This window comes from Kitasatospora sp. NBC_00240 (assembly GCF_026342405.1).
Lineage (GTDB): Bacteria > Actinomycetota > Actinomycetes > Streptomycetales > Streptomycetaceae > Kitasatospora.
On the sequence record NZ_JAPEMU010000001.1, the window covers coordinates 1,589,293 to 1,608,615 of the forward strand.

The following is a 19,323-nucleotide window of genomic DNA, read 5'->3' on the forward strand; positions in this document are numbered from 1 at the left end:
CAACTCGAAAAGGGGCTCTGGCCAGGCCTTACGCGTCCGCTGAGCGGACAGATCGCGATGCGCTGTTCCGATACTCGGAAGTAGAAGTTAGGTTGCGTCGCATTGCGCGGATCCGTCCCCCCACCCTCCGGCACCACAGGCCGAAGGGGTCGACCGCGCGGGAAGGCACAGGCACCCTGCAGATGAGTGCGGAAACCACCACCACCCGGACCGCGTCACCCCCGGACGCCCCCGGCGACGGCGGCCAGGACGGCAACCTCAAGGCCGGACTGAAGAACCGGCACCTGTCGATGATCGCCATCGGCGGCGTGATCGGCGCCGGCCTGTTCGTGGGCTCCGGCGCGGGCATCGCCTCCACCGGCCCCGGCATCCTGCTCTCGTACACCCTGGCCGGTGTGCTGGTCGTGATGGTGATGCGGATGCTCGGAGAGATGGCCGCCGCCGACCCGCAGAGCGGCTCGTTCTCGGCGTACGCGGACCGGGCGCTCGGCCGCTGGGCCGGGTTCAGCATCGGCTGGCTGTACTGGTTCTTCTGGGTCGTGGTGCTGGCCGTGGAGGCGACCGCGGGGGCCAAGATCCTCAACACCTGGGTCCCCGGTGTGCCGCAGTGGGCGTTCGCCCTGCTGGTGATGGCCGTGCTGACGGCCACCAACCTGTTCTCGGTGGCCTCCTACGGGGAGTTCGAGTTCTGGTTCGCCGGGATCAAGGTGGTGGCCATCATCGCCTTCATCGTGATCGGCGCCCTGGCCGTCTTCGGCCTGCTGCCCGGCACCAGCGCGGTCGGCACGGCCAACCTGACCGGCAACGGCGGTTTCCTGCCGCACGGGGTCGGCGCCGTCTTCACCGGCATGCTGACCGTGGTGTTCGCCTTCATGGGCAGCGAGATCGTCACGCTCGCCGCCGGCGAGTCCGCCGACCCGGAGAAGGCGGTCAGCCGGGCCACCAACAGCGTGATCTGGCGGATCGGGGTCTTCTACCTGGGCTCGATCGCGATCGTGGTGACCCTGCTGCCGTGGAACGACGCCTCGGTCAAGGGCAGCCCGTACGTCGCGGTGCTGGAGCACGTCGGCATCCCCGGCGCCGCCCGGGTGATGGACGTGATCGTGCTGACCGCCGTCCTGTCCTGCCTCAACTCCGGCCTCTACACCGCCTCCCGGATGGCCTTCTCGCTCGGGCAGCGCGGCGACGCCCCGAAGGCCTTCGCCCGGGTGAGCCGGCGCGGCGTGCCCCGGGTCGCGATCCTGTCCTCGGTGGTCTTCGGCTTCCTCGCGGTGTTCTTCAACTACACCTCGCCGAACACCGTCTTCAAGTTCCTGATCAACTCCTCGGGCGCGGTGGCCCTCTTCGTCTGGCTGGTGATCTGCTTCTCGCAGCTGCGGATGCGCAAGATCATCGAGCGGGAGACGCCCGAGCGCCTCACCGTCCGGATGTGGCTCTACCCGTACCTCACCTGGGCCACCATCGGCCTGATCGGGTTCGTGATGATCTACATGTTCACCGACCACGACGGCCGGACCCAGATGTACCTCTCGCTGGTCGCGGCAGCCGTCGTCCTGGTGGCGGCGGCCGTGGTGGACCGGCGCCGCAAGGCCGCCGCCCTCGCGGCCGCGGCCGGATAGCCGGCACCGGCGGCGCACCCCCTCCGGCCGTCCGGCCGCCCTCACCGGGCGGGCGGACGGCCGGACGCGTCGTCAGGCCGACCGTCCGGCGGGCCGGGCCGTGGGCCCCGGACCAGAGGTGACCGGTCCGACGGCGTCCCCTACCCTTCCCTCTATGCGAGATCTTGTGGCGGGGACGGTGTACCTGGCCAAGGGCCAGAAGTGGGTGGCGCGACACGGCCGCTGGTGGGGGTTCGGGATGATTCCCGCGCTGATCACCCTGGTCGGATACATCGTGGCGCTGGTGCTGCTCAGCACCCGGGCCGACGACCTGGCCGCCTGGGCCACCCCGTTCGCCGACGGCTGGGGCTCCCCCTGGCAGGGCCTGCTGCGCGGCGCGCTCGCGGCCATCACCTTCGGCGGCGGCCTGCTGATCGCCCTGATCACCTTCACCGCCGTGACCCTGCTGGTCGGCCAGCCCTTCTACGAGTCGCTCTGCGAGAAGGTCGACGAGACCGAGGGCGGCGCGCCCGCCAAGCCGGAGATCCCGCTCTGGCGCGAGCTGCTGATCTCCGCCCGGGACAGCCTGTACGTCCTGGTCCGGGTGCTCGCCTTCGGGATCCTGCTGTTCGCCTGCGGGTTCATCCCGGTGGTCGGCCAGACCGTGGTGCCGGTCCTCGGCTTCTGCGTCTCCGGCTTCTTCCTGGTGGTCGAGCTCTCCGCGGTGGCGCTGCAACGGCGCGGGGTGCCGCAGGCCGAGCGGATCCGGCTGCTGCGCCGCCGGCTGCCGCTGGCGCTCGGGTTCGGCGTACCGCTGATCCTGCTGTTCCTGGTCCCGCTGCTGACCGTGCTGGCGATGCCGGGCGCGGTCGCGGGCGCGACCCTGCTGGCCCGGGATCTCGTCCCGGTCGAGGCGGACGGGGACGGCGAGGACGGCGAGGACGGCACGGACGGCGCGCAGGCGGCCCGGGAGTCCGGGGAGCACCCGGAGGGGAACCCGTACGGCGGCCCCTCCACGACGGGCGCCTACCCCGAGAACCCGTACGCGGAGCCCCCGCAGGCGCACAACCCGTACCGCGGCGGCGTCGAGGCCAATCCCTACCGGTCCGCTCCGTAACCCCGGACACGAGCGCGTGCGGCCACCGAAGGCGAGCGGGTGGTGACACCGCGCCACAGCGGCGTGCACCGCCTGTGAGGCCGGACACAGGCTCTCCCGTCACTACTACCGCTGATAGTTGCCGGCTGTCGGGCGCGCCCCGCCCTCCGTCCTCGGCCCGTGGGCCGAGGGCGCCGACGGCGGGGCGCCCCGGCCCGGAACAGGGGCCACCAGGTGACTTCCAGCCCTGGACGCGGCGGCGGCCGCCCCCGCCCGGCGCGGAATTCCCCTACTCCGGGTAACCAGATTCGTCGCACCCGGCTACGGCCGGGTACCACCGTGTCCACTACCGTCCGTAGTAGCCGGGGCTTTTGCTCCCCGCTCGGGGCTCTGCGAAGAATGTGCAGGCCGCCAGGCCGCGAGGCGTCCCACCGCCGCGCAACCTGCCCGCCCCGTCCCCACAGCCGGGGTGCCACCGCCGTCCCGCGGAGCGGCGCCGGACCTTCTCCCCCGAGCGGGTCCGGCCGCCCCGCGCTCCGGCGCGGTCCCACGCCCGACGGAAGAGGACACCCGCCCCATGCAGCTCAGCCATGCCCGCCGCAACTCCCTGATCACCGGTGTGACCACCATCGCGCTGGCCGGGGCCGCCACCCTCTCGCTGGCCCTCCCGCAGGACAGCGCCACCGCCGAGGCCGTGACCACCGTGACCACCGCCTCCGTCGACGGGCTCCCCGCGACGCCGACGGCGGAGGAACCGCAGGCACAGACGGACGCGGCGCAGGCGGCGGACGCCGCCGCGAAGCTCAAGGCCGAGGCGGACGCGGCCGCCGCGGCCCAGGCCCGGACGGACGCGGAAGCCAAGGCGCAGTCCGACGCGGCCGCCGCACAGGCCCAGGCCAAGGCGCAGGCCGACGCCAAGGCGAAGGCGGACGCCGCCGCGGCCGCCTCCCGCTCGCAGCAGCGCTCCGCACTGAACAGCGCCGCCGCGTTCACCGGCACCCCGCAGCAGATCGCCGCGCAGATCGTGCCCGCCGGACAGCTCCAGTGCTTCAACAACATCATCGAGCGCGAGAGCAACTGGAAGGTGACGGCCACCAACCCCAGCTCCGGCGCGTACGGCCTGGTGCAGGCCCTGCCCGGCTCCAAGATGGCCGCGGCCGGCGCGGACTGGCGGACCAACCCCGCCACCCAGATCAAGTGGGGCCTGAGCTACATGAACGCCACCTACGGCAGCCCGTGCGGGGCGTGGAAGTTCTGGCAGGTCCACCACGCGTACTGAGCCGGACGCCCACCACCCGCACACGGACGGTCCGGGGACGGACGGTCCGGGGACGGCCCGGATTCGCGCTGGTCACACGCCTGGCAAGGTCGCCCGGGGGCGCACACCGACATGTCGGTGTGCGCCGTTCCGTGCGCCCGGCGCGCGGCCCAGGTGGACGCCCTCGGCGCGCGCGGTGAAGATATGGCGCACGCCGTTCCTTTTGACAGGGAATGGTCAGTTTCGGGAGGCGGCCGGCCGTTGCCTGCGAAGGCGGCCGCTCCTACCCTCCACGGCATGCCCTCACCCCTGATCAGCGTCGTACTCCCCGCCTACGACCAGCAGAAACAGCTGACGGACTGCCTCGAATCGCTCCTCGCCCAGTCCCTCCGCGACTTCGAGGTCATCCTGGTCGCCGACCGATCCCCGGACGTCTCCGCGGACCTGGCCGTCGCCTACGCCGCCCAGCACCCCAACGTCTCCGTCCTGCACCTCAACGCCGCCGTCGGCGTCGGCCGGGCCCGCAACGCCGGCGCCGCCCAGGCCCGCGGCGAGTACCTGCTCTTCCTGGACAGCGACCACGTCCTGCCGCCGGACGCCTTCGACTCGCTGGCCGAACGGCTGGCGGAGACCGGCGCGGTCGACGTCCTGCTGTTCGGCCACACCCGCCGGCACGGCGGCCGCGACTGGCCCGGCGGCGCGCAGCAGCAGCTGGCCGCCGCGGGCGGCGCCGTCCTCGGGCCGGCGGCGCGCCCCGAGCTGTTCGGCGCCCCGCCGCTCAGCTGGGACCGGTTGCTCGACCGCGCCCGGTGGAACGACCTGGCCCTGGCCTTCCCCGACGGCCGCTACGAGGAGGTGCCCGTCGTCCACCAGGCGCTGATGGACGCCCGGCGGATCGCCGTCCTCCCCCGCGAGTGCGTCCAGCTGCGCCGCCGGCACACCCTGCACCCCAGCGGCTCGCCCGGCAGCAGCCACTTCGACCTCTTCGGCCAGTACGAGCGCAGCTTCGAGCTGCTCGACGCCCGGCCGGACCTGGAAGCCGTCCGCCCGCACCTGTTCGACCGGATGATCCGGCACTACCTGTTCGTCTTCGAGCTGGCCGGGTGCGTGGCCAGGGCCGAGCGCCCGCAGTTCTTCCAGCGTGCCGCCGAGCACCACCGGCGCTTCCTGCCGGCCGGACACCGGCGGCCCGCCGGGCGGGACGGGTTGAAGTTCTCCCTGCTGGCGGGCGGCTCGTACCCGGCCTTCGAGGTCGCCAAGCTCTCGCACATCGCCCGGGGCGCCGTCACCGCCCGCGCCGGCCGCCGCCGGACCCCGGAGCCGGCCGGCTGACGGTCCGCCGTTGCCGGGCCGGCCCTCACCGACAGCGGCAGCGGAAGCAGCAGCAGGCTGGGGCGCCGGACCGGGCCGGCGCCGCCGTCAGACCTGCGCGGTACCGCCCCCGGCCGCCATCGCGGCCGCGATCAGCCGCCCGGTCCGGGCCCACTCCTCGGCCGGCACCCGGGGCAGCGCGTCGTTCCAGAGCGGCAGGCAGGCGCCGCGCAGCTGCGCCATGCCCTCCGGGCGGGCGATCAGCCAGAAGTGCAGGTGCGCCGCGCCGTCACCCCACTTGTCGATGTGCACCCGCGCGATCCCGCCGAGCGACAGCACGGCCCGCTCGGTCCGCTGGAGCATCGCGCCGAGTTCGGCGGCCCGGGCGGGCGGCAGGTCGGTCAGGTCGTGGTGGTCGCGAGGCTGGAGCAGCACCATGGCGGGCAGCCCGGCCGGCTGGTCGGGCCCGCTCAGCCGCCAGTGCTCGTCCGTCCAGAGGAAGTCGGAGTCCGGCCGGGCGCACTGGTCGCACTCCTCGGCGCCGGCCTCGCCCTGCCGGGGCGGTTCGGGCAGCAGCGGCTCGTCCAGGACCTTGACCCGCAGCTCCCCCTCGAAGGGGAAGATGTCCCAGGACTGGACGCCGTCCGCCCGCAGCTGCGGACGCCGGCCGATCGGGAGCCGCTCCAGGTACGAACCGGGCCCGTCGCCCCGTGCCTGGTAGCTGTTGTCGGTGATCATGGCAGCCGAGCCTGCCATATGACACCCCGTCGCCTCCGCCCGGGGTGGCCGCCCCGCGCCCCGGCGCCCCGGCTGGGATCATCGGCGGTATGACCGCCGCGCCCACCCCGGGAGGCACGCCGTGACCCAGCACTCCGCCGCAGGCGCCGAACTGGCCCGGGCGCTCGCCGCCGCGCTGCGCGGCGAGGTCCGCTTCGGCGCGGCCGAACGCACGGTGTACAGCCACGACGCCTCCAACTACCGGCAGTTGCCGCTCGGCGTGGTCAAACCCGCCGACTCCGACGACGTCCGCGCGGCGCTGGCGCTCTGCCGGGAGCACGGCGTGCCGGTGGTCGCCCGGGGCGCCGGCACCAGTATCGGCGGCCAGGCCGTGGGGCCCGGCGCGGTGGTGCTCGACTTCCGCCGGCACCTCGGCCGGGTGCTGTCCGTGGACCCGGAGCGCCGGCTGGCCCGGGTCGAGCCCGGCACGGTGCTGGACGATCTGCAGGCCGCCGCCCGGCCGTACGGGCTGCGCTTCGGACCGGACCCGTCGACGCACAGCCGCTGCACCCTCGGCGGCATGATCGGCAACGACTCCTGCGGCGCGCACTCGGTGGCCTGGGGGCGGACCGCCGACAACGTCGAGTCGCTGGACCTGCTGCTCGCCGACGGCACCGAGCTGACCGTCGGCGGCCCGCTCTCCCCCGTCGCGCGCGGGCGGCTGCGCGAACTGCCCGGCCGGCCCGGCGAACTCCACCGCGCCCTCCAGGACCTGGCCGACCAGAACCTGGCCGCGCTGCGCCAGGGCATGCCCCACCTGCCGCGCCGCACCTCCGGCTACGCCCTCGACGCGCTGCTGCCCGAGCACGGCCACGACCTGGCCCGCGCGCTCACCGGCACCGAGGGCACCTGCGCGCTGCTGCTCGGCGCCACCGTGCAGCTGGTCGAGCAGCCGGCCGTCCGGGTGCTGGTGGTGGCCGGCTACCCGGACGAGACGGCCGCCGCGGACGCCGTGCCGGCCCTGCTGCCGCTGGGCCCGCTCACCGTGGAGGGGATGGCCGGCGACCTGATCGCCGCCCTGCTCGCCGCCGGCCCCCGGCCGCCCGCGCTGGACCGGCTGCCGGACGGCGACTGCTGGCTGTTCATGGAGGCCGGCGGGGCGACCGAGGCGCAGGCGCTGGACGCCGCCCGCGCCCTGGTCGACGCCGTCCGCCGCGAGCGTACCGCCACCGCCTCGGTGGTCACCGACCCGGCGGAGCAGCGCCAGCTCTGGGGCGTCCGGGAGGCCGGCGCGGGGATCGTCACCCGACTGCCCGACGGTGGGGAGGCCTGGCCCGGCTGGGAGGACTCCGCGGTGCCGCCGGAGCGGCTCGGCGATTACCTGCGGGACCTGCGCGGGCTGCTGCGCCGGTCAGGGCTGCGCGGCGTCCCGTACGGGCACTTCGGCGAGGGGTGCGTGCACCTGCGGATCGACTTCCCGCTGACGGCGCCGCGCGGCGGCCGGGTGTTCCGGGAGTTCCTGGAGCAGGCGGCCGACCTGGTGGTGTCGTACGGGGGTTCGCTCTCCGGCGAGCACGGCGACGGGCAGGCCAGGGCCGAACTGCTGCCCCGGATGTACCCGCCGGAGATCATCGCCCTGTTCGGCCGGTTCAAGCGGATCTGGGACCCGGAGAACCTGCTCAACCCGGGCAACCTGGTCGACCCGCGCCCACTCGACGCGGACCTGCGCTTCGACGGGCCGGTGCGCGACCTGCCGCTGGCGCTGCCGTACGAGCAGGACGGGGGCAGCCTGCTCAAGGCCGTGCACCGCTGTGTCGGCGTGGCCAAGTGCGTGGACACCAGTACGGGGGTGATGTGCCCGAGCTACATGGCCACCGGCGAGGAGCGGCACTCCACCCGGGGCCGGGCCCGGCTGTTGGCGGAGATGCTGCGCGGCGAGGCGGTGCCGGACGGCTGGCGGTCGGCGGAGGTGCGGGAGGCGCTCGACCTCTGCCTTGGCTGCAAGGGCTGTGCGAGCGACTGCCCGGTCCATGTCGACATGGCGACCTACAAGGCCGAATTCCTGTACCAGCACCACCGCCGCCGCCTGCGCCCCGCCTCGCACCTCTCGATGGGCTGGCTGCCGCTCTGGCTGCGCGGCGCCGCGCTCGCGCCCGGCCTCGCCAACCGGGTGGCCCGCTCGGCCGCGGCCGGCCCGCTGAAGCGGCTCGCGGGTGTGGACGGGCGCCGGGCGATCCCCGTCCTGCCGCCGGAGACCTTCAGCCGCTGGTTCCGCCGGCACCGGGCCGCGCACCCGGCCCCGGCCGGCGGGCAACGCGTCGTGCTCTGGCCGGACACCTTCGCCGAGCACCTCCAGCCGGAGGTGCTGCGGGCCGCCGTGGAGGTGCTGGAGCACCTCGGTTTCGCGGTCGAGCTCCCGACCGGGCCGGTCTGCTGCGGCCTCACCTGGGTCTCCACCGGGCAGCTGGACACCGCCCGCCGGGTGATGCGGCGCAGCCTGCGGGCCCTGCCCGACGGTGTCCCGGTGGTCGGCCTGGACCCGAGCTGCACGGCGGCCCTGCGTGAGGAGGTGCCCAAGCTGCTCGGCCCGGCCGGCCGCCCGGCCGCGGCCCGGGTGCGGACCTTCGCCGAGTTCCTGGACGAGTCCGCCGCCGGGCTGGAGCTGCCGCAGGTCGGCGGGGAGGCGATCACCCAGACCCACTGCCACCAGCACGCCGTGCTGGGCACCGGGGCCGACCGCCGGATCGACGCCAGGATCGGGCTGGCGAACCGGGTGCTCGACTCGGGGTGCTGCGGTCTGGCCGGGAACTTCGGTTTCGAGCGGGGCCACTACGAGGTGTCGGTCGCGGTGGCGGAGCGGGTGCTGCTGCCGGAGGTCCGGGCCGCGGAGGCCGGCACGGTGGTGCTGGCGGACGGGTTCAGCTGCCGGACGCAGATCGCCCAGCTCGCGGACGGCCGGCGCGCGCTGCACCTGGCGGAGCTGCTGCAACGCGCGCTGCGGGCCGGGGTGGGGGAGCCGCGCGAACGGGCGTGAGCACACCCGTTTCCCAACAGCCCCACAGATTTCACGACTTTTCAACTTCAATCATTAAACGACAATCCATCCAACGTTCTGACCCGGCGTCAGGACACCTCCTACGCTGTGCACCGGCTCCGGCGGCGCACAACGGCGTCCACCGGAACCACTCCTACCGAATGTGATGAGCCCCGGAGGCTTCTGTGAGGACACGTCGTTCTTTCCGCACACCCTGGACGGCCCTGCTGGCGACAGGTCTGACCGTGGGAGCGCTGGTGACGTGCCCGGCCGGCGCGGCGTTCGCGGACGCGCCGCCCACCGTGACCAGCACCATCCAAGTAGGCCCCTACCCCGCCGGGGTGGCGGTGCTGCCCGACGGCTCCCAGGCCTACGTCACCAGCCAGAGCACCGGCGCGGTGAAGGTCATCGACACCGCCGCCGGGACCGTCGCCGCCACCGTCGAGACCGGCTCCGGCTCCTACGCGGTCGCGATCGCGCCCGACGGCAGGCACGCCTACCTGACGCACTCCGCGGAGAACACCGTCAGCGTGATCGACACCGCCGGGCGGACGGTCGGCGCGACCGTCCCGGTCGGCGCCGGGCCCTTCGACGTGGCGGTCGCCCCGGACGGCGGGCACGTCTACGTCAGCAACGCCGACGCCAACACCGTCAGCGTGATCGAGACCGCCGGCAACACGGTGAGCGCCACCGTCCCGGTCGGCACCGAGCCGCACGGGCTGGCGCTCTCCCCCGACGGCCACAAGCTCTACGTCGCCGTCCCCGGTGACAAGGCCGTGCAGGTCGTCGACACCGCCACCAACACGGTGAGCAGCACCATCACCGTCCCGAGCACCCCGTTCGACCTGGCGGTCACGCCGAACGGCGCCCGGATCTACACCGCCAACTGGGAGGACCACAGCGTCGGGGTGATCGACACCGCCACCGGGGCCGCCGCCGGATCGATCGTCGTGGGCGCCAACCCGCTGGCCGTCACCGTCGCCCCCGACGGCCGGCAGGCGTTCGTCAGCAACTACGACGACAACACGGTGAGCGTCATCACGACCGCCGACAACACGGTGAGCGCCACCCTCCCGGTCGGCAGCAACCCGTACGGGCTGGCGATCACCCCCAACGGCAAGCGCGGCTACCTGGCCGACTTCGGCGCCGGCGCGGTGAGCGTGCTGGACATCCCGCGGCCCACCCCGACCGTCACCGCGGTCAGCCCCGCGAGCGGCCCGGTCGCCGGCGGCACCGCCGTCACCGTCACCGGCACCAACCTGGCCACGGCCACCGCGGTGACCTTCGGCTCCGCCGCCGCGACCGCCGTCTCCTGCACCGCGACCAGCTGCACCGCCACCGCGCCGGCCGGCGCCGCCGGGACGGTCGACATCCGGGTCACCACCCCGGAGGGGGTCAGCCCCGCCGTCCAGGGCGACCGCTACACCTACACCGAGCAGGCGGACCTCGCCGTCGCCCTCACCGCGACGCCGGTGACCGCCCTGTTCGGCGGCCGCGTCGACTACACCCTGACCGTCACCAACCGCGGTCCCTCGAAGCTCACCTCCGGCACCGTCTCGGTGCCGCTGACCTCCCCGACCACCGCGACCTCGACCGACTGCACCGCGGCCGCCGGCAAGGTCACCTGCACCCTGCCGGCCCTGGCCAACGGCGCCGCCGTCACCCGGCACTTCTCCGTCCCGGTCGGCCTGCTCACCTACCGGACCTGGGCCGTCACCGCGACCCGCACCGCCAGCGTGCCCGCCGACCCGGCGGCGGCCAACGACAGCGCCACCCGCACCTGCAAGGCCAACAGCTCGCTGAGCATCACCTGCAGCTGACCGCACCGCTCCACCGGCGGGCGGCCCCACACCCGGGGCCGCCCGCCGGCGCGCTCCCGGCTCGCCCGCGCCGCCGGGTCCGCCGGGTCCGCCGAAGGTGCGGGGGCCTCGGCCGATGGCGCTCGGCGTCAGCAGAAGGTGCGGGGCGTCAGGTAGTCCGGCACCACCACGCGGGTCTGCGGGGAGGCCTGCGCCACCTGCGCGGTGAACGCGGCCAGGTCCATGTGCGGGTCCGGCCGGACGGGGTTCACCAGCGCGCTCTCGAAGGTGTCCCAGTGCACCGGCACGACCGTCCGCGGGTTGCCCAGCGCCCGCATCAGCCGTGGCACGTACCCGTGGGTGGCCGCGCTGCCGGGTACGGCGATCATCGCCAGATCGGGCCGCAACCCGGCCGCCTCCCGCTCGGCGAAGTCGCTCGCGCCCGTCAGGAAGGCCGTCGGGCCGCCCTCGAAGCCGACCTGGAAGGCCAGCGTGTCGCCCTCGGGCAGATCGCCGACGGTGGCCGGCCGCCGCGGCGGAAGCGCGTTCAGCGTCCCGGGCGCGAAGTACCGGCGCTGCTCGTTGCGGCTGTGCCGGCTCGCCACCACCTCCACGGTCAGCCCGCCGCCGAAGTCCAGCACCTCGCCGCCCTTCACCACGATCAGCTGCCCGGCGGGCACGTCGAGGGCGCGCAGCAGGTGGTAGGTGGTCTCGGTGCCGACCACCGGCGCGCCGGTCCTGGCCGCGATGTACGGGACGTCGTTGATGTGGTCCCAGTGACTGTGGCTGACCAGGAGCAGCTCCGGGGTACCGATGTGCGGGTCCACCAGCGCCGGGTCGGTGACCAGCGGCGTGGCGGGGTCGAAGGCCTTGCCGCCGTCGACGTGGAGGCCGGTGCTGAAGCGGGTCAGGTAGGGGTCGAACAGGACGGTGCGGCCGCCGTGGTCGATCCGCCAGCCCGCCGTGCCGAGCCAGCGGTAGACGGTGCCGGACGGCCTCCCGGCCTGCTCCTGCCCGTCCGGCTGTTCCCGCTGTTCCCGCTGTTCCCGCTGTTCCCGCTGTTCCTGCTGTTCCTGCGGCTGCGTGTCGGCCCGGCCCGGCCAGTCCCGTGGCGCGGCCTCGGCGGGTAACGCGGCGGCCGCCACGGGCAGGCCGGCTCCGGCGGCGGCCGCCGCGCGCAGGAAGGTACGGCGGTCGAGTGCGGGGTTCCGCATCGGGTGGTGTCCTCTCCGGGTGCCTGCGGCGGCCGCGGGCCGCGCACCGCCACCCGAGAACACGCGCCGGGCGACGGTTTCGGACCGCACCGCCACCCCCGGACCGCCGGACGCCGGAAGAACGAGGACGGAGGTACCCAGGGCGGGTACCTCCGTCGGTCACCGCCCGGCGCTACCGGGCGCAGATCACCGACACGAACTCGGCGACCCGGGCCTGCGGCATGCCGCGGGCGATGTCCGCCTCGCTGATCATCCCGACCAGCTCGTGCTCCGGATGGTTGATCACCGGCAGCCGCCGCACCCGGTACTGCTCCATGACCCGGAGCACCTGCTCGGTGTCCTCGTCGTCCTCCACCACCATCGGGCGGCCCTGGGCGAGTTCACCGGCCTCGACCTGGCTGGGGTCACGCCCTTCGGCGACGCACTTCAGCACGATGTCGCGGTCGGTGAGAATGCCCAGCAGCTTCTGCTTGTCGCCGCAGATGGGGAGCGCCCCGACGTCCCGCTCCCGCATGATCCTGGCCGCGTCGGCGAGTGTGTCGTGCTCGCCGACACACTCCGCCCCCGCGTGCATGATGTCGCCGGCTCTGGTCATGGTCAGGCCTCCTGCCGTAACTGCCCACTCCCCCGCTCCCACTCGTGGCCCCCGCTCCCACTCGCGGCCCCTTGCTCCCATCGTGGTCCGGCCCCGGCCGGGGCGCCACCGGGCGTCACTGTTCGCGGGCGTGGTCCGGCCCGGAGCCGTCCCCGCCGTCCACCCGCGGGACGTCGACAGCCGTCCGCTCCTCCTTCGGGACCCGCGCCAACAGCTCCTCCAGCGGGGGCAGTTCCAGCTGCTCGACGCCCCGGCGGGCCGCCTCGACGGCTTCGACCGCCTCCACCACCCCCGGCTGCCCGTCGCCTTCGGCCTCGCCCGCCGGCGCCGCCCGGACGTTGGCGGCCGTCGCGCTGTCGAGGAAGCGCAGCAGCTCTACCGGGAACGGCAGCACCAGGGTCGAGTTCTTCTCCGCCGCGACCTCCACCACCGTCTGCAGCAGACGCAGTTGGAGGGCCGCCGGGGTCGCGCTCATCACCGCGGCCGCCTCCGACAGCCGGGCCGAGGCCTGGAACTCGCCGTCCGCCGTGATGATCCGGGCCCGCCGCTCCCGCTCGGCCTCCGCCTGCCTGGACATCGAGCGCTTCATCGACTCCGGCAGCGCCACGTCCTTGATCTCCACCCGGTCGATCTCGACGCCCCAGCCCAGGGCCGGGGTGTCCAGCATCAGCTCCAGGCCCTGGTTGATCGGCTCGCGGTTGGCCAGCAGGTCGTCCAGCTCGCTCTTGCCGATGATCGAACGCAGCGAGGTCTGGGCGACCTGGGAGATCGCGAAGCCGTAGTCCTGGACGTTGACGACCGCGCGGACGGGGTCGAGCACCCTGAAGTACACCACCGCGTCCACCCGTACGGTCACGTTGTCGCGGGTGATGCCCTCCTGGGCCGGGATCGGCATCGTGACGATCTGCACGTTCACCTTGTGCAGGCGGTCGGCGACCGGCATCAGCATCACCAGCCCCGGATCGCGCACCTGTGCGCGCACCCGCCCGAACCGGAACACCACGCCGCGCTGGAACTGCTGGACCACCCGGAAGCTCAGCCCGGCCCACAGACCCGCTGCCGCCACCGCCCCCAGCACCACATCGATAATCAGCATCGCCGCCACCTCAGGCACCCGACCGCCCCGGCCCGATCGGGGTGGGACCGGGCTGACGATCGCCGGAACAGCCGCCTTCCACGCTACGCCTGCGCGGGCACCGCCGGAACGGGCGCCGGCCGCGCTCCCCCGGGCGGGGCGACGATCCCCGGCGGCCGGCGCGCCCGCCTAGGATCGAGGGCATGCCGGACCAGCCCCAGCCCGCGCGCCGCACCACCGCCGCCGGCCCGTCGCGGCCGGCCCGCCCGGCGCACCGCCCGGCGGCGGACCGGACAGGCCGACCGGACGCCCCGGAGCACCTCGCACATCCGGAACACCCCGAGCACCCCGAGCACCCCGAGCACCCCGCACATCCCGAGGTCACCGCGGCCGCCGCCACGAACCTGGCCGTCCTGGACGCCGCCGTCACGGACTGCCGGGCCTGCCCCCGGCTGGTCTCCTGGCGCGAGGAGGCGGCCCGCACCAAGCGGAAGTCCTACCTGGACTGGGACTACTGGGCCCGGCCGATCCCCGGGTTCGGCCCGGCCGACGCCCCGCTCGTCCTGGTCGGCCTCGCGCCCGCCGCCCACGGCGCCAACCGCACCGGCCGGATCTTCACCGGGGACCCCTCCGGAGACCTGCTCTACGCCGAGCTGCACCGCCTGGGCCTGGCCTCCCGCCCCGAGTCCGTCCGGCTCGGCGACGGCCTGGAACTGTACGGCGTACGGATCACCGACCCCGTCCGCTGCGCCCCGCCCGACAACCGGCCCACCCCGGCCGAACGCGACACCTGCCGGCCGTGGATCGCCCGCGAGCTGACGCTGCTGCGCCCGCACGTCCGGGCCGTGGTCGCACTCGGCGGGTTCGCCTGGCAGGCGCTGCTCCCGGCGCTGGCCGCGGCCGGCTGGCAGCTGCCCCGGCCCCGCCCGGTGTTCGGCCACGGCGCGCACGTCAGCCTGCCGGCCGCCGACGGCGGGCCGCCACTGGAGCTGCACGGCTGCTACCACGTCAGCCCACGCAACACCTTCACCGGCCGGCTGACGCCCGCGATGCTCCGCGACGTCCTGCGCACGGCGGCCCGAGGGGCCGGCCTGGACCCGTCCCCGGAGCCGTAGGAGCCCCTTCCCGGGGCGTCGGGCAGGTCAGCCGAAGCGGGGCAGGCGCCGCCCGGCCGCGCGGGCCCAGACCTCCGGCAGCCGCTCCCGGGCGGCCGCCGCCGCGGCCAGCTGCCGGGCGTACAGGACGCCGTACGCGAAGGCATCGGCGCACCCCTGGTCCCCGCCCGTACCCGTGTCCGCACCCGTCACCGTTCCCGGGTCCGTGCCCGCGGCCAGGTCGCGCAGGGCGGCGGCGGCCACCACCGCGTCCTGGTGCTCGCCGAGCAGCTCCTGGACGGCCTTCATCCGCTGCGCGTACCGGCGGGCGGCCTCACCGGCCACCGGCTCGGCGGTCTCCGCCGCGTACCGGGCCCGCTTCGCCGCCTTGCGGGCCTCGTGCAGCGCGGTATCGCCGTCCGGCCCGGGCCCGGCCGCCAGGGCGGTCCGGACCCGATCGGCCGTCCGGCGCTGCTCGCGGGCGGCGATCCGGGAGAACTCGGGCACGGCGGCCCGCCCGGCCCGGCCGCGCAGCGGCGGATCGGCCAGCAGCGCGGCCAGGTCCGCCCCCAGGGCCCGGCGCCGGGTGCTGTCCAGGGCCGCGACGACCTCCGGCCGGAGGCGATCCCCCTCCCGCCGGAACCACGCGGCGAGCCGGCCGGCCGTCCGCTCCGGGCGGCAGTCCGGCGGCAGTGCGCGGGCGTCGGCCAGCAGCCGCTCGCCCAGCACCTCGCGGTCGCGGGCCTGCCCCAGCACCGCGCCGAGCCACTTCAGCTCGGTGGCCAGCTCCCGTGCCGGGCCCTCGGCGAACAGCCGCCGGTAGGTCTGCAGCGCGCTGCGCAGCCGTCGGCAGGCGACCCGCATCCGGTGCACGGCGTCCGGTTCGTCCGCCCGCACCGCCGGTTCGAGCGCGGCGAGCACCTCGGCCTGGGCGGCCAACCGGGCCAGCACGACGGCGCCGATCGTGGTCGCCGGTGCGGTGGTCGCGGGTGCCGGCACCTGGTCACCCCCTCGCGGGTCGACCGGACCGGCCGGCGACCCGGCCGGTCCGAAGCTCTGGCCTCCAGCCTAGAACCCACCCGGCGACGGTGGCGGACCGACGGCCGGGAGCAGGGCGGCGGGAGCCGCCCGGCCGGGGCTCAGGGCCGCAGCTGGATCGCCAGCGACAGGGTGTAGCCGACGAGCATGCCGAACAGGCCGACCGCCGTGGCGTGCCGCGCGCTGAACGGCAGACCCGCCAGGGACGGGTAGACCAGGACGGCGCAGCCGGCCGCCAGGTCGGCCGCGTACAGGCCGACCGGCGGCACCACCTGGGTGCTGTGGGCGGCCCAGCCGGTGGCCACCAGGAACCCGGTCAGCAGCACGAAGCCGGACAGCAGGCCGCCGCCGATGGTGGACAGCACCGGGTGCGGGCCGTCCGCCTCCTCGCCCTCGGGAAGGGCGGGGCGCAGCCGCTGGGCGACGGCCAGGCTGATCAGGGCCACGGTCGCTGCCGCGAGGGCTCCGACGATCGGGGCGGGGTTCATCTGCGACTCCTGGTGACGGGTTGGAAGATCGCGGCGAGTGCCGCGGGTACGAGGACGGTGACGAGCAGGACGACGGACAGCACCACCGGGTCCAGCACGGGTTCCGGCGCCACGGCGAGCGGCGGCGGGGGCGCCGGGACGGCGGTGCCCGCGATCGGTGTGGCCACCGGCGGGGGCGGGAGCAGGGTCGGTGCGGGCGGGGCGGCCACCACGACGGCCTTGGCCTTGGCGGGCTTCACCGGGACGGGCGCGGCCGGCGTCGGCGCGGCCTTGACCGGCTCCGGCGCCGCCGCCTTCACCGGTGGTGGCGGTGGCGGTGGCGGAGGTGACGGCGGGTCGGGCGGTGGCGGAGGCGGCGGCACGGGCGGGTCCGGCGGATGGACCACCGGTGGCAGCGGGGGATCGGGCTTGGGCGGCGGGCAGGGTGGTGGTGGCGGGCAGGGCGGCGGGGGCGGCGGCGGCTTGCAGGGGGGCGCCGGCACGTGCGGAGGATGTGGGAGGTGCGGCGGGTGGCCGTCGTGCGGGGGGCTGCCGTCGTGCGAGGGGTGACCGTCGTGCGGCGGGTTCGGGTTCTCCGGGTGCGGGTCCGGCGGGTGGTGCTGGTCGTGGGACGGGTGGCCGTCCTGCGGCGGGTGGTGGTCGTCCGGGTGGTCGTCCTGATGCTCCGCGGGGTGCTCCGTGGCGTGCGGTCCGGAAGGCCCCTGGGGGCCGTGCGGAGCACCGGTCGGGTGGGTCGGGTGCGCGGGCGCGGAGTGCTCCGAAGAGTGGGCGGGCTGCGGCAGTTGGGGGGCCTGGGAGGCCTGCGGCGAGTGAGCGGCGTTGTCCATCGGCTGATTCTGCAACCGCCCTGAGAGCGGCCCGGTGTCGATCACCCGGATTCGCGGCCGAAACCGCCCCAGGAGTGAAGCCGCGGCACCCCGGTGACGAACGGGTACCCGAGACTGCGACACCCGTACGTCCCAGGGCGGCCGTTGCGCGGGACGGCCTCGTGCCGCCGGCCGGTCGCATGGCATACTCCCGAACATGACGACCAGCCACGCGACGAGGGCCCTGCGGGCAGCGGTGTTCACCGCGCTCGCCGTGCCGCTCTCCGCGGCCGGCCAGGTCGTCGTCACCGGCCGCCCGCTGCCGCTGGGCCTGCTGGCCGGCGCGACCGTGGTGGTCTTCCTGGCCGCCGCCGCACTGGCCGGCGCCGAGCGGGGGCTGCTGCACATCTCGGCGGTGCTGGTCCCCGTCGAGCTGCTGCTGAACACCACCTTCAACCTCGGCCAGACGACCTGTGCGCCGGCCTTCGGCGCCGGCCACGGCCCGGTCCACGGGATGAACCTGCTGGTCTGCGGCGGCGGTTCGCTGGACGGCTCGTTCCTCCCCGGCCCGCTCGGCCGCACCGGCCCGGTCGCCCCCGCCGCCGCCCAGCTGTTCCTGCTGCTGGTCCACCTGCTGGTGGCCGTCGTCGCGGCCGTCTGGCTCCGGCTGGGCGACGCCGCGCTGAGCGGTCTGGCGAGCGCGCTGCGCGCCCTGCGCGAGTCGCTCGGCGGTCCGCTCCGGCGGCTGCTGCTGCTCGCGCCGGTGCCGGCCCGCCCCGTCCGGCTGGTCCCGCTGCCGGTCCCGGACCTTCCGCGACCGCGCCACCAGGACGTTCTGCGCGGCCCGGCCCCCCGACGCGGCCCGCCGGCCTTCGCGCCCGCCGCCTGAGACCGTCCGCCGTCCCTGCCCGGCTCCCCCGGGCACGCCCGGACGACGGTGCCCCGGCGACGCGCCCACCCCGGCCGTCCAGAGCATCCACCGCCCGGCCCCCGCGCCGCCCGCCCGCACCCGCCCTCCGGCGGTGCGCCCCGGGCCGCGGCCGCCCGCGCCGCATCCGTCCAGGAGTCGACCCGATGTCCAAGAGCCCGATGCCCCAGAGCCCGATGTCCAGCAGCCCGATGTCCGACAGCCCGATCCGGCCCGCCGCCGGCGACCCGGCCGAGCAGCGGAGCACCGCGCCGGGCAGCGCCCAGCAGCTCCCGCCGCAGAACCCGCACCGCGCCTCCCTGCCGACGGCCCGCGAGCGCATCCAGGAGGCCCACCGCCTGGAGGCCAGGTCCGCCCGGACCCGCCGGCGGATCGTGACGGGCGCCGCGATCGTCGCGGTGCTGGCCCTGGCCGGCGGCACCGCCCTGGCGATCGGCACCGCGGGCGGCGGCGCCAAGGCCGTCCCGGCCGCCGCCGGCGACCCGGCCAGGACCGCCGGCCCGGCCGGCCCGCTGGTGGTGCCGGCCAACACCTCCGGCCCGGACGGCACCGTGATCACCTACGGGAAGCCGGACGCCGCGCACACGCTGCAGGTGTTCGAGGACTTCCGCTGCCCCGTCTGCAAGACCTTCGAGAAGGCGCACGGCAAGGCCGTCCAGCAGCTCGCGGACGACGGTACCTACAAGATCGAGTACCACCTGGCCGCCTTCCTGGACGTCAATCTCGGCGGCCGGGGCTCGCGCACCGCGCTGGCCGCCGCCGGGGCCGCGGCCAACGAAGGCGTGGACAAGTTCAAGCAGTTCCACGACGTGCTCTACGCCAACCAGCCCGAGGAGCGCGAGGACGGCTTCGGGGACGTCAACCGGATCCTCGCGCTGGCCGAGCAGGTCCCGGGGCTGAAGACCGAGGCCTTCACCAAGGCCGTCACCGAGGGCACCTACGCGCCGTGGGCGGCCAAGGTGGCCGAGGCGTTCAACTCCAGCGGGGTGACCGGCACGCCGACCGTCAAGCTCGACGGCAGGCCGGTCAAGCTGGCCGACAGCAGCGGCCGGCCCCTGACGGCCGAGCAGCTCACCGCCCAGCTGCGGCAGGCCGCCGGCGCCCGGTGAGCCGGCGGGCGGTCACCGCCCGCCCGTCGCGTACGGCCCGCCGTCGGCCGGGCGACCGCTGACCGCCGACGCGGACGCGTACCGCACCACCGGTACCGGCCCGGCCTCTCCCGGCCGGGCCGGACCGGTCCCCGCCGTGCCCACCGGAGTTCCACACCCACTG

The 19,323-nt window shown here is 75.3% G+C and carries 16 protein-coding genes; 9 read left to right on the plus strand and 7 right to left on the minus strand.

All coding sequences use genetic code 11. The features are described from left to right. The first annotated feature begins 182 nt into the window (after positions 1–182). The 4 genes from OG689_RS06560 to OG689_RS06575 all read left to right on the plus strand — a co-directional run bounded on the left by OG689_RS06560 (position 183) and on the right by OG689_RS06575 (position 5,284). Positions 183–1,619: an amino acid permease gene (locus OG689_RS06560; RefSeq protein ID WP_266318539.1), complete on the plus strand. Its 1,437-nt coding sequence runs from the start codon at positions 183–185 to the stop codon at positions 1,617–1,619. 154 nt (positions 1,620–1,773) lie between these two features. Next, positions 1,774–2,715: an EI24 domain-containing protein gene (locus tag OG689_RS06565; protein WP_266318540.1), complete on the plus strand. Its 942-nt coding sequence runs from the start codon at positions 1,774–1,776 to the stop codon at positions 2,713–2,715. Between the two features lie 556 nt (positions 2,716–3,271). Beyond that, entirely contained in the window at positions 3,272–3,973 is a 702-nt protein-coding gene (locus OG689_RS06570) for a lytic transglycosylase domain-containing protein (RefSeq protein WP_266318542.1), read from the plus strand. 276 nt (positions 3,974–4,249) lie between these two features. Next, positions 4,250–5,284, plus strand: a complete 1,035-nt coding sequence (locus OG689_RS06575; RefSeq protein ID WP_266318544.1) for a glycosyltransferase family A protein — start codon at positions 4,250–4,252, stop codon at positions 5,282–5,284. 87 nt (positions 5,285–5,371) lie between these two features. Here the strand turns inward: OG689_RS06575 and OG689_RS06580 are convergent, their stop codons facing one another. Continuing rightward, a complete protein-coding gene (locus OG689_RS06580; RefSeq protein ID WP_266318546.1) occupies positions 5,372–6,001 on the minus strand; it encodes a hypothetical protein in 630 nt (209 codons plus the stop codon). 121 nt (positions 6,002–6,122) lie between these two features. On the opposite strand from OG689_RS06580, the gene OG689_RS06585 reads away from it, so the two are divergent. Then, positions 6,123–9,014, plus strand: coding sequence for an FAD-binding and (Fe-S)-binding domain-containing protein (locus OG689_RS06585; RefSeq protein ID WP_266318548.1), 2,892 nt, complete (start codon positions 6,123–6,125; stop codon positions 9,012–9,014). 245 nt (positions 9,015–9,259) lie between these two features. Beyond that, entirely contained in the window at positions 9,260–10,834 is a 1,575-nt protein-coding gene (locus tag OG689_RS06590) for an IPT/TIG domain-containing protein (protein ID WP_266318550.1), read from the plus strand. Positions 10,835–10,962: 128 nt separating this feature from the next. Here the strand turns inward: OG689_RS06590 and OG689_RS06595 are convergent, their stop codons facing one another. The 3 genes from OG689_RS06595 to OG689_RS06605 form a co-directional block, all read right to left on the minus strand. After that, a complete protein-coding gene (locus tag OG689_RS06595) occupies positions 10,963–12,027 on the minus strand; it encodes an MBL fold metallo-hydrolase (RefSeq protein WP_266318552.1) in 1,065 nt (354 codons plus the stop codon). 172 nt (positions 12,028–12,199) lie between these two features. Further along, positions 12,200–12,622 (minus strand): CBS domain-containing protein, encoded by a 423-nt coding sequence (locus OG689_RS06600; RefSeq protein ID WP_266318554.1) that lies wholly within the window; start codon positions 12,620–12,622, stop codon positions 12,200–12,202. Between the two features lie 115 nt (positions 12,623–12,737). Beyond that, positions 12,738–13,718: a slipin family protein gene (locus tag OG689_RS06605; RefSeq protein ID WP_266318556.1), complete on the minus strand. Its 981-nt coding sequence runs from the start codon at positions 13,716–13,718 to the stop codon at positions 12,738–12,740. A 182-nt stretch (positions 13,719–13,900) separates the two neighbouring features. Between OG689_RS06605 and OG689_RS06610 the strand changes: the two genes are divergently transcribed. Beyond that, entirely contained in the window at positions 13,901–14,812 is a 912-nt protein-coding gene (locus OG689_RS06610) for a uracil-DNA glycosylase (protein ID WP_323189260.1), read from the plus strand. A 27-nt stretch (positions 14,813–14,839) separates the two neighbouring features. Here the strand turns inward: OG689_RS06610 and OG689_RS06615 are convergent, their stop codons facing one another. The 3 genes from OG689_RS06615 to OG689_RS06625 all read right to left on the minus strand — a co-directional run bounded on the left by OG689_RS06615 (position 14,840) and on the right by OG689_RS06625 (position 16,616). After that, complete coding sequence (locus OG689_RS06615; RefSeq protein ID WP_266318558.1) at positions 14,840–15,790, minus strand: CHAD domain-containing protein; 951 nt, start codon at positions 15,788–15,790, stop codon at positions 14,840–14,842. 140 nt (positions 15,791–15,930) lie between these two features. Continuing rightward, positions 15,931–16,317, minus strand: a complete 387-nt coding sequence (locus OG689_RS06620) for a hypothetical protein (RefSeq protein ID WP_266318560.1) — start codon at positions 16,315–16,317, stop codon at positions 15,931–15,933. Beyond that, complete coding sequence (locus tag OG689_RS06625) at positions 16,314–16,616, minus strand: hypothetical protein (RefSeq protein WP_266318562.1); 303 nt, start codon at positions 16,614–16,616, stop codon at positions 16,314–16,316. The genes OG689_RS06620 and OG689_RS06625 overlap by 4 nt, the downstream gene beginning before the upstream one ends. Positions 16,617–17,340: 724 nt before the next feature. Between OG689_RS06625 and OG689_RS06630 the strand changes: the two genes are divergently transcribed. Beyond that, positions 17,341–18,012, plus strand: a complete 672-nt coding sequence (locus OG689_RS06630) for a hypothetical protein (protein ID WP_266318564.1) — start codon at positions 17,341–17,343, stop codon at positions 18,010–18,012. A gap of 185 nt (positions 18,013–18,197) precedes the next feature. After that, on the plus strand, positions 18,198–19,160 hold the full coding sequence (locus tag OG689_RS06635) for a thioredoxin domain-containing protein (RefSeq protein WP_266318565.1): 963 nt from the start codon (positions 18,198–18,200) through the stop codon (positions 19,158–19,160). The last annotated feature ends 163 nt before the right edge of the window (positions 19,161–19,323 follow it).

Coding starts and splice junctions, on each gene's coding strand:
- OG689_RS06560 (WP_266318539.1), top strand. CDS start 183: ATGAGTGCGGAAACCACCACCACCCGGACCGCGTCACCCCCGGACGCC.
- OG689_RS06565 (WP_266318540.1), top strand. CDS start 1,774: ATGCGAGATCTTGTGGCGGGGACGGTGTACCTGGCCAAGGGCCAGAAG.
- OG689_RS06570 (WP_266318542.1), top strand. CDS start 3,272: ATGCAGCTCAGCCATGCCCGCCGCAACTCCCTGATCACCGGTGTGACC.
- OG689_RS06575 (WP_266318544.1), top strand. CDS start 4,250: ATGCCCTCACCCCTGATCAGCGTCGTACTCCCCGCCTACGACCAGCAG.
- OG689_RS06580 (WP_266318546.1), bottom strand. CDS start 6,001: ATGATCACCGACAACAGCTACCAGGCACGGGGCGACGGGCCCGGTTCG.
- OG689_RS06595 (WP_266318552.1), bottom strand. CDS start 12,027: ATGCGGAACCCCGCACTCGACCGCCGTACCTTCCTGCGCGCGGCGGCC.
- OG689_RS06600 (WP_266318554.1), bottom strand. CDS start 12,622: ATGACCAGAGCCGGCGACATCATGCACGCGGGGGCGGAGTGTGTCGGC.
- OG689_RS06605 (WP_266318556.1), bottom strand. CDS start 13,718: ATGCTGATTATCGATGTGGTGCTGGGGGCGGTGGCGGCAGCGGGTCTG.
- OG689_RS06610 (WP_323189260.1), top strand. CDS start 13,901: ATGCCGGACCAGCCCCAGCCCGCGCGCCGCACCACCGCCGCCGGCCCG.
- OG689_RS06620 (WP_266318560.1), bottom strand. CDS start 16,317: ATGAACCCCGCCCCGATCGTCGGAGCCCTCGCGGCAGCGACCGTGGCC.
- OG689_RS06630 (WP_266318564.1), top strand. CDS start 17,341: ATGACGACCAGCCACGCGACGAGGGCCCTGCGGGCAGCGGTGTTCACC.
- OG689_RS06635 (WP_266318565.1), top strand. CDS start 18,198: ATGTCCAAGAGCCCGATGCCCCAGAGCCCGATGTCCAGCAGCCCGATG.